We start from the raw sequence: 9,341 nt of genomic DNA on the forward strand, positions 1-9,341 counted from the left end.
ACTTTACTCACCCCGTGCCCGATTAGGACTCTCAGGAAGGTGATTTTCAGACCGTTCTTGCACTTGTCGCCGTTCACTACGTCTATCCTCTGTACCGGTTGGCTGAATTTGATTTGACTTTGAGTTTTGAGACATTTGTGTCTCATATTCATCCATTGGCGGCTCCATTGCTGCAAGACTAGAAAGATCACTATCATTCGAATTGCTTTGACTGGCTGATTGGGATTGAGGACTTCTCTCATGTCGAATATTTTCATCCCATGATGTAACTCGAGGCTGAGATGAGTCTCTCCACATATCTTCTGGGTTTCTCTCCCGTGAATCTTGAGAAGTACGAGCTTGAGAAGTACGATATTGCTCACGGTTCAATGTCTCTGCTTTTGGTGCGGGTTGATCTATTTTCTGTGGTTCTCGATGTTGTTCATCACGATTTAATTCTGCTTTACCTACATGACGATGACCAGAGGAACCTTCTTGTGTTCTTTCCAGCTCCTGTTGTTCATGTGAATCTTTCTCCAAACTGCTTTGGGCCGTTCTATCCTGACGACTGTCCTTATAGTCACTCATATTAACGACTTTACCAGCAGAATCTTCTTGTGAAGAACGAAGTTCTGAACGATCTGCTGAATCGTCCATATTACTTGTAACTGCATTAGCAGATACACTGCTGTTCTCATCTTCTCCTGTCTCACGGTTTTCATTTCGTTCTTGAGCATTCTGTGCTGCCTCGGATGCTGCCGTACCAGAAAGATATGCAGAGGCCGCAGTTCTAGCAATATTAGTAGCTCTTTCTGCTGGTTGGCGAATTCCTTTTTCATATGCACGCTTTGCCATTCCAGCATCCACTGAAACTACCCTGCCGGCTGTGATAAATTCAACGATCTTATCCCTATATTTAATCATTAGAATAATGGCAAGACCTGTTACAAAAGCATTTAACATATATTGATCAGGTGTATCCATTGGAATTAAGTCTCCTGTAATGCTAATAATCAAAAATGTAAATAGGAGAATCATTCCAATAAAGGCTTTCATTAAAAAGGTACCAACCAATCTGCCAAACGCATACCAAGCGCTATTTGCAAAGTTCGGTAAAAAAGAGATAATACAACTGAGTGGCAGTATTACACTTATTGCCAAGACAAGAATTTGAACAACGAAATTAGCAAATGCCACTAACAGTAAAGGAATTCCTAATATTAGAGCAAAGACTAACGAAAAAATGGCAATACCAACTTTGTTTGGAATTCCTGCTTGCCCCATCATCGTATTCCCAAGCTCATTAGCCTCTGTTGTAGCAACCTTTTTTCGTTCCTCGTATCCCTCTTTGTTAAGCTTATATTCTAGTAAATTTGTAATTCTATCTTTATCGTCTTTTGTAAGTTTAGATTCATCTGTCGTGCCATAGTTCATAGTTAAATATGGTTTGTAAACTGAAATATCAAAGTATTGATTACGGAGAAGAGCAATAGATCCCTCTAATTCTTGGCCTTTAGGAATCTCTTGGTCGTTGGTGATAGTAGTACCCGCTTTCATAACAAGTCCTTGTGCTTCAGCACTCCAATTATTCATCACTTTTAAAAACCAGCCGACATTTGTAAACCAAACAAAAGCAACAACAACGACTGCAATTAACCTAAATGTTGTCTTGCCTGCATTCATACTGTTTTTCTGACCAACGTATTGAAAGAAAATATACAACACAGCAATCACAAACAACAGAACACCGAACGTTCCATAAAGGTTCTCCCATATATGAGTCGATATTTCCCCGATCCGATCAGCAAATTTATTAACGACTTCTATATTATATAACCAGTTAAGACCAGTATCGACTAAACCGGAAACCATCTTAGTTAGTCCAAAAGTGATACTTGCAAGACTGTTCATATTTTTGTTTAATGATTCTTCAGAAAAAGGATTCCAGCTAGATTCTACATCAGTAACAGCATCATATTGGTCATAGCTGTATCGCTTACTTTCAAGGGTAATTCCACCCTGTTTTACATCTTTGGGTTGCACCTTGCTTGCGGTATCATCAGCAAAAGCCGCAGAACCAATAAAGGAGATAAAAATGATGGATAGAGTAAACAGAATTATCTTTGAGGTTTTTTTCATGGTTCCCTCCCTCGTCTACACATCGTTGTAGACATTTATCCTTCTATATTTTCTGTGTACACCGGCTCTCCTAAATCGTCATCCCCATTGGGATAGAGGTCATATTCACCACTTTTTTGTTTTTTATAAGTCATTTTAATTGGATCGCCTTTTCTGATTTCAAAATACAATGAAATATACTTCCCATCTTGATACACACGAATTTCTGTATTTTCACGCTTCAGTCTGTCGATATCTTTAACAACTCCTGGCTTCTGTAATCTTTCATTTTGCAGGCTAATGACTTGATTAATTTCTTCATCATATTTCTCTTTGTCCCCTCCACAGCCGGTAATACCAGCAATGACAGCAATGAGAACGAAAGATCCAATAAGTTTTTTTATCACGCAAGTTCCTCCTCTGCCCTTGCAGAATGCGACTTTTCAACTGTCTTAAATGCAATTACCCATTCTTCAAATAAACAATCTATTGAGAGCTTGCCGACACGACCGTAAAAATCCATAAAAAGCGCTTGCCCTTTGACCATATTTGCAACCATTTCTTCGTTCTTTTTCGTTTGTGGAAGATTCATTGTTTTTAAAATTGCAGGACGATCGACATCATTATCAAAAGCGAATCGTGCCCCAAAATTCCCTTTATCATCATCGGTTTCAGAGTCAGCCATATTTTGTGAAACAAGATATAATTGATTCTTAAAAGACCGCCCAACACGCTTCATATCCTTAATCAATCTCTTACCACCACGAGCTTTAGTCAGCGTCCATGCTTCATCAAAAATAATGGCTGTTGGATCTTCGTGGCTCCGGCGGCCAAATTTCTCACAGAATTTCGCGAGACCAATCATAATACTGAGACTCTTTCTATCACTGTCACTGTAGTATCGTGGATCATCATCTTCATTCGGTAAATCCAACCCTGCGATCTCTAAGATAGTGACTTTACTGTTCAAATTAATAGCATCTGCGTCCCCATAACTGAAAACCAATTGAAGAATGCTATTTTGAACCATTTGAACCAACAGCTCCCCGGCACTCCGAATTGTAGGATTTTCTTCATTATGAATTAAACGATCAACAACATTCATAAGACCAACGGTCTCACCTTTCGCCCTCTGTTCAATAACGATATCTAAAGATTTCAATATCTCCGTTTTCACATCATCTTTTCCATGAAGATCATAAATTTGCTCAATGATGTCCTGAGCTGTTTCTTTCGCTTCATAACCTTGCAAGAAAACAATAGGATCTAAAACTCCGAAATTATTTTTGTTAGAAACATCAAGCGTGACATAATGAAATGATCGAATTAGCTCTATAAACATCGGATACTTAGCCCGGATATTAGGGTCACTAATAGCTTTATTAAACCATTTACGGATTTCTACTTTCGGATCAGTCATTAAAACCTGACAATCCAAGAACGATAAATATAGCAAGATCATTTTAACTAAGAATGATTTACCTTTCCCGGTTGCTCCAGTGATATTCACATGTGGACTGTCAGTGATGGCCCCCGGTATTCCTTCATTCGCGATAAATGGGTGAAACAGTACCACATCCCGACTACTGGCTATAGATTGATCAAGAGGGACTTTATCAGTGAATTTGTCTACTCTTCCAAAATAAAAGCCGACATTCGAACCGAGCCGGTTCGATAGACTGAAAAGATTCTCTGCAAAACCTTCATGTGTGGTTTGCTGAACCCAATTTTTTTCAAACTGTAACGGGGCACCATGCAAAAATTTGTAGAAGAGCTGCAATTGATCAGCAATTGGCCGAACACAATAAATATGCGAATGCTTCATAATCCGGATAACTTCACTTGCCCTGCGTTTACATTGTTCTTTATTTTTCCCACTAACAACAAATGCTGCTACCCATTTCATAAATGGAAAATTGTCATTCTTTATTTTGTTGGTCAACTTGCCAAGCAACTCACGTCCGGAATAAAGTCTGTTGTCAGTTTCATCCACCTCATTCATATCCTTTTGGGTTTCACTAAAGCGCCGTTTCGTGATAGCCACTTTTCGAAGCGTTGATTCTTTTGATTGATATTGAGCTTTTATATGCAGCTCTACAGGGAAATTTAAATTTTGTGCCCGTTGAAAAATGTGTGAGTATTCCATGTTTTCAGGGAAATCATCGACTACAATAAAGCTGATATAACATTTACCTTCCGTCGTTTGGAGATTTAAGAATCCTGGCTCTGTCGGATCAATAATGGCATCAGTAATATTTGTTTGGCCACGTTTCTTTTGCTCTTCAACAACACTATGATCTATGTCTCTCAAAAAGTTGTAACGATTTATATATATCAATTGATCTTCTGTAAGCCGCCTTCCACCAACACTTGCTACCAGTTGAAAAAGGTCTTTTTCAAGCTCAGTAAACCGTTGAAAAAATTCTGCGGTCATTTCCCTTTCCATCCCCAAAAGATTTACTAAAACGTCTGAGACAGACGTAAAAGCGTTTTTATAACTCCTTTGATGTCTTCTGATCCTTCAAGTAAGTTTCCTTTTAAGCGAACCCCAAGAATAAAATCCGGTTGAGTAACACGACCAAGCTCTTGATTTAAAAGCTTTATCGCTTCGGAATTGTAATAACGGCCAATCTCTAAAGTACTTGGATGAAAGTCTTTTTCTAAAGACCCAAACCGCTGTTCTAAATCAAGATATTGCGGATACATTTCTAAGTGGATATCTTTTATATTTTCTAACTCCTTAAACAGAATCCGGAACTCCGCTTTGTGATCCTCTATTTTTTCTTTATTGCTCTGAGGCACAACAACGGGGCTAATGCGATAGTAAGCATAAATTTCACCCGACTTTGTCAGCATAAGATTGTTGTGTAAGCTTTTGATCGGTGTTTTTAACTTCATCGTCATACCCGTCCTTTCTCTTTATAATTGTTTCTTCAAAGGTCACTTGTTCCACATTCGTATATAAAACCTCTTGATCGTTAGCAAACTTTCGTTTTGGCATATATATACTTAAAAAATAATTGGCAAAATCAAAGAGAAAAAGATGGATCTTCTTACCGTTGTATTTTTGTTTGATCAGGAATCCGCTTAATAAATAAGGGATTCCTATATACATTACAAGTGTTAAACCCGGGATAATTGATCCGATATTATTAAAGAAGTCACGAAAAGCGATCATCGCGAGGAATATCGCTGTAAACAATGTTCCTCGCACCAAACTTAACCCGCCAGGTATATTCAATTTCCAAATCTTATATAGAGTAATAGGATGGTTCATCGTTTTTTTGTAATTGTACGCTCTCATTTATTACCCCCCAAAAACTTTTGAAGCAATTTCAGCCAACTGACCTAAAAGTCGTTCCGGATTTCCTACTGCAAAAAAGACAAAAGCTCCTGCAACGAAAAAGCCAATCAATCTACCAATGTCCTGTTTAAATAGGTAATAGACTCCAAACAATACTAAAACAATCGCTACGGCGTTACCGCCTTCGGTTGTAACCCAAGTTTTAAGGTCTCCTAATGATGGAAGACTTGCACCTAAAACATAATAAAAGTTCATCATAATTATTTACCTCCTAATGTGTTTTCCATCTTTTTTACGAAATACTTCCCATCACGTTTCTCTAAATAAATTGTGAAGCTTTCTGTATTTTCAATAGAAATATCTTTTTCCTGAAATTTAACATTTGTTTTTATGACAAATTCATTTTTACCCGAAGGGTATACTTTAGTATTTTCCAATCCAACAAATGAACGCTGACCGTTTAGAGCCTGTGGCTTTTCCATCATATAATTAAGATCATCTATTGTCCCATCTGCGTATTTTTTGAAGAAATCTTTAAGCCAGTTCTCAATTTCCTGTTTTTGCTCCATTGGAGCCTCGGATTGCTCGGTCAATGGGTTTGTTTCACTTTGAATACCTTTTGTCTTCACATCCGGAACCGGAGTAAAATATAAGTTAGAAACGACTGCATAACCGTTTTTTGATGCCCTTATCGGCACATTAAGCAGCATAGTACGACTGGTCTGTTTCTTTTCCTCGTATTTTTCTTTGACTTTTTTCTTTTTCTTTCCTTTCTTCTTCTCAACCTCCCGCTCTTTTTGCTGGATAGCAACATTGTCATAATCTACTCGATACTGCAAAACAGCTTTGTCATTGTCAAAATGAACATCATACAATGTCTTATGATTCAATTGTCGATACCCACCAACGTCTCCCCATCGTATCAACAGTTAAACCTTCTGCATAAAAGCTTTGTAAGGCTTTTTCGCGTGCTTTCCTTTGTTCGCTGTCACGCGGAATATTCATATATTCATCAACGACTTGATCTCCAAAAATCTCTATTTTTGGACTTCGATATGCATCATACCCGTTTTCATCCTGATTTGCAGTAACAGCAGCAAGTGCGCTTTCCGTTGCCTTCGATTTTTCCAAGGCATTTTGAGCACGACCAAAAGCTAGGATTCCAGACATTCCAAGAACAACGATCAACGCCCATACAAGAACAACAGCTCCTTTGCTATTTCGGATCTTCGGCAATTTCCGGCTTTCTTTTTTGCTACGCTTAATTTTATTGTCTGAAAAAATGCTTGACACTCTTTCTTTCAAAGCGCCTAATGCCATTATTCTCCTCCTTTCAAATTGGGTTGCCTTTTGAGTATGATCGGCTTGCTCCGAAATTGGATCTTTCTTCTGATTCAGTCCATTCATCGGATTCCGGAAATAAGTGATTTTACGTCTCTCTTCAGACGTCAATCCCTTCGCTGCCTTTCTAACGACTACAAACACTCCTGTTTCCAAGTCTTTAATTTCGTCTGGATGAACATAGAATTTTTTAACTTTCCGAGTTGTACCTTTTTCTGATTTGAATTCGATTCTTTTTAGTGGACCACCAACGTTTTCAGTCTGAGTTGTCAGGTCAACGTCGCTATAAGTTCCAATAATGGAAGCGACGGCTTCCGCAGAAGCAGCTTCATTACTGCGGCCAAAAAAGAATGTGTTACAGTTATCAATTACCTGTTTTGAAATGTCCTGTCCGTTAATGAACAAATCACCTAATGATTGAATACCGATAGCTGCCCCAAATTCAGCACTACGCGCCCGTGCTAGGATGTGAACAATCGTTTCAGACCCATAGGCTCCAAACTCATCAAAAATACCAAGAGCGCCTTTCTGGACATCCTGAGCATATCGAGTTGTGACACTATAGGCTAAATCCGCAATGACAAACCTAGCAAACCGCTTGATAAACTCGGAATATATGTTGCTGTTAAACGAGAAGATGACCGATTCTCCTCTTTCCAAAATCTCAAGAAGATCAAGACCCTCTGGATCATCTTCTAACAGCCCACCAAGTTCAGAATAGATCAATTTTTCAAGTTGTGTTTTCATGCTTCGCACAAGTTTCTTGAACGGGATCACCCTTGCTTTCGTCAGTCAAAGCCTCTATTTCTTCCTCAGAGAGTTCTCTTTTGCCAAAAAAACGTTCCATGTGAAGAGCAGACCTTGGACTAAGTACTTTACGTATCACAGTACGCTCATGAACCTCATAATCTTCAATCTCTTCCTCCGATTCATCTAGACCTAGAATGTCATCCGAAGGATTACTTTTCTTCTTAACAGGGATCTTATCCCGAATAATCTCTTCTTCTTCTATAACATCAGACATCAACGTCTGATATACAGATCGGAGAGACATATGTCTGGCGATCATCGGTAAGTCAGTCTTTAAATCAAAATCGTGCAGCATATGAATTACTTTTTGCAAAAAGTTTTCCGCTTCATTTTTATAAAAGGCGTTTTCCCAGTCGAATATCGCCATAATACGGTCAGTAATACTCGTCCTGTTACCATGACGGATTGGGTTGTACTTTAGCGGCGTTTTTTTCCGAAAAAACATGAAGCTTGCGGCCATACATGTCTGTTAATTTCTTAAACTGATTAATTGTTTTTGGATCACCTTTCCCATCAACAAAAAACACAGATTGAGAATTAGCAAGTGCGCTTTCAGCCACAGTTAAAATAGCCATTGTTTTTCCGCTTCCGGTTGTTCCCTGAAACAAAACGTGTTTAGTTGTTTCCTCAAGGGCCATTTCAGCTTGCCTTTTTCTTTTCATCAATACCAAGTAGAATATTTTCGACTGGCAAAGACTTTCCTATTGATCTAGATACATTTTGTCGCCACTTTTCTTGAACTTTATCATTAATTTTCACTCGATTCTGATATATTTTTTTCGTAATCACCGCTTTTTCTGTATTCCTCGATTACATCTTCTTTCGGTTTAACAATCTTGCCCTTGAAAAATTCATACACAGCAATACTGATTCGTGCAATGATAATCGAAAGAGCAATAGTCGAAATATAAGTTTGAGAACTTGGATGAAATGTCTGACCATTATTAATTAGCTGTTCAAAATAATCTAACCGCTATTCATACCGGCTAATTTTAATGAAACCGGTATGAACTGAAATAAATGCTTCCAACCTGCAAAATAGAGCATTCCACCTAAAACCGCAACAGACGGCCAAAATAGCAATTTTAATTTACCCACCTGTTTTAGAGAATAAGCTACACCAAATATTAAAAGCCCTAACACAAGTGACGGAAGAAACGCTAAACCTACAGATAACGTAGCAATAATAATTGCACCATAACCAAGTAGAGAAGTGAAATCAACTTTATTATCATTACTTGGCTTTCCATTTTTGTCCCTCGAAAAATTTAAGTCCATTTAATCCTCCCCAGTTAAAAGATCATCTAGCATTATAAAAGAAACCTTGACCCCTACTGATGAAGCAATAGCCTGAATATGATTTCTAATTGCATCTTCCTTACAAATATAAAAAATACGATCATACAAGCCGTTTTCAAGCGATTTTTTATATTGATACATTTTCTTTTTAATTCTTGTACTTGTTTTTCGACTCAATTCAACTTCAAAAGCAAAACGACGTTCACTATTGACTAAAACAAAATCTGGTACCTCCTGAGCTATATGCCGTAAAGCATTAGGTTTTTGGGTTGCTCAACACTCATCGAAAGAAACAACTCTTGTATTAATTCTCTTTCAGTTTTAAATCCAAAATTTTTGCCTTGAGCTGCATACCGATCCAGAAGGCTAAAAATCACATCATTCACTGTAAGATCATGTTGTAATGTAGAATAACCTTTACTAGCAGCATTACCAATGCGACCAATAAAACCAGAACCCTTTTTTGTAATACAAAGAACCTTTCTCCGAC

At 38.0% G+C, this 9,341-nt stretch carries 13 protein-coding genes; all 13 read right to left on the reverse strand.

Annotation, left to right across the window (positions count from 1 at the left end; genetic code table 11):
- Nucleotides 1-3: 3 nt before the first annotated feature.
- On the reverse strand, nt 4-2,118 hold the full coding sequence (locus tag HOO54_RS01310) for a CD3337/EF1877 family mobilome membrane protein (protein WP_172292116.1): 2,115 nt from the start codon (nt 2,116-2,118) through the stop codon (nt 4-6).
- A 35-nt stretch (nt 2,119-2,153) separates the two neighbouring features.
- Nucleotides 2,154-2,504, reverse strand: a complete 351-nt coding sequence (locus HOO54_RS01315) for a cystatin-like fold lipoprotein (RefSeq protein ID WP_309244851.1) — start codon at nt 2,502-2,504, stop codon at nt 2,154-2,156.
- A complete protein-coding gene (locus HOO54_RS01320; protein ID WP_172292170.1) occupies nt 2,501-4,531 on the reverse strand; it encodes an ATP-binding protein in 2,031 nt (676 codons plus the stop codon). Before HOO54_RS01320 ends, HOO54_RS01315 begins: the two co-directional genes overlap by 4 nt.
- 26 nt (nt 4,532-4,557) lie before the next feature.
- A complete protein-coding gene (locus HOO54_RS01325) occupies nt 4,558-4,995 on the reverse strand; it encodes a hypothetical protein (protein ID WP_172292172.1) in 438 nt (145 codons plus the stop codon).
- Nucleotides 4,934-5,401: a TcpE family conjugal transfer membrane protein gene (locus HOO54_RS01330; RefSeq protein ID WP_172292112.1), complete on the reverse strand. Its 468-nt coding sequence runs from the start codon at nt 5,399-5,401 to the stop codon at nt 4,934-4,936. The genes HOO54_RS01325 and HOO54_RS01330 overlap by 62 nt, the downstream gene beginning before the upstream one ends.
- Before the next feature lie 3 nt (nt 5,402-5,404).
- Complete coding sequence (locus HOO54_RS01335; protein ID WP_172292110.1) at nt 5,405-5,659, reverse strand: TcpD family membrane protein; 255 nt, start codon at nt 5,657-5,659, stop codon at nt 5,405-5,407.
- 2 nt (nt 5,660-5,661) lie between these two features.
- A complete protein-coding gene (locus HOO54_RS01340) occupies nt 5,662-6,291 on the reverse strand; it encodes a conjugal transfer protein (RefSeq protein WP_172292174.1) in 630 nt (209 codons plus the stop codon).
- A complete protein-coding gene (locus tag HOO54_RS01345; protein WP_172292176.1) occupies nt 6,281-7,489 on the reverse strand; it encodes a TraM recognition domain-containing protein in 1,209 nt (402 codons plus the stop codon). Before HOO54_RS01345 ends, HOO54_RS01340 begins: the two co-directional genes overlap by 11 nt.
- Nucleotides 7,473-7,865 (reverse strand): hypothetical protein, encoded by a 393-nt coding sequence (locus HOO54_RS01350; protein ID WP_172292178.1) that lies wholly within the window; start codon nt 7,863-7,865, stop codon nt 7,473-7,475. The genes HOO54_RS01345 and HOO54_RS01350 overlap by 17 nt, the downstream gene beginning before the upstream one ends.
- Before the next feature lie 79 nt (nt 7,866-7,944).
- On the reverse strand, nt 7,945-8,214 hold the full coding sequence (locus HOO54_RS01355; RefSeq protein ID WP_301539264.1) for an ATP-binding protein: 270 nt from the start codon (nt 8,212-8,214) through the stop codon (nt 7,945-7,947).
- A gap of 304 nt (nt 8,215-8,518) precedes the next feature.
- Complete coding sequence (locus tag HOO54_RS01360; protein ID WP_172292182.1) at nt 8,519-8,830, reverse strand: hypothetical protein; 312 nt, start codon at nt 8,828-8,830, stop codon at nt 8,519-8,521.
- The gene (locus HOO54_RS01365) at nt 8,831-9,028 is read right to left on the reverse strand and encodes a hypothetical protein (RefSeq protein ID WP_172292184.1); all 198 of its coding nucleotides are present in this window, start codon (nt 9,026-9,028) and stop codon (nt 8,831-8,833) included.
- 62 nt (nt 9,029-9,090) lie between these two features.
- The coding region (locus HOO54_RS01370; RefSeq protein ID WP_172292186.1) for a hypothetical protein at nt 9,091-9,341 on the reverse strand (251 nt) is incomplete at its 5' end.

The organism is Bacillus sp. WMMC1349 (assembly GCF_013155385.1).
Lineage (GTDB): Bacteria > Bacillota > Bacilli > Bacillales > Bacillaceae > Bacillus.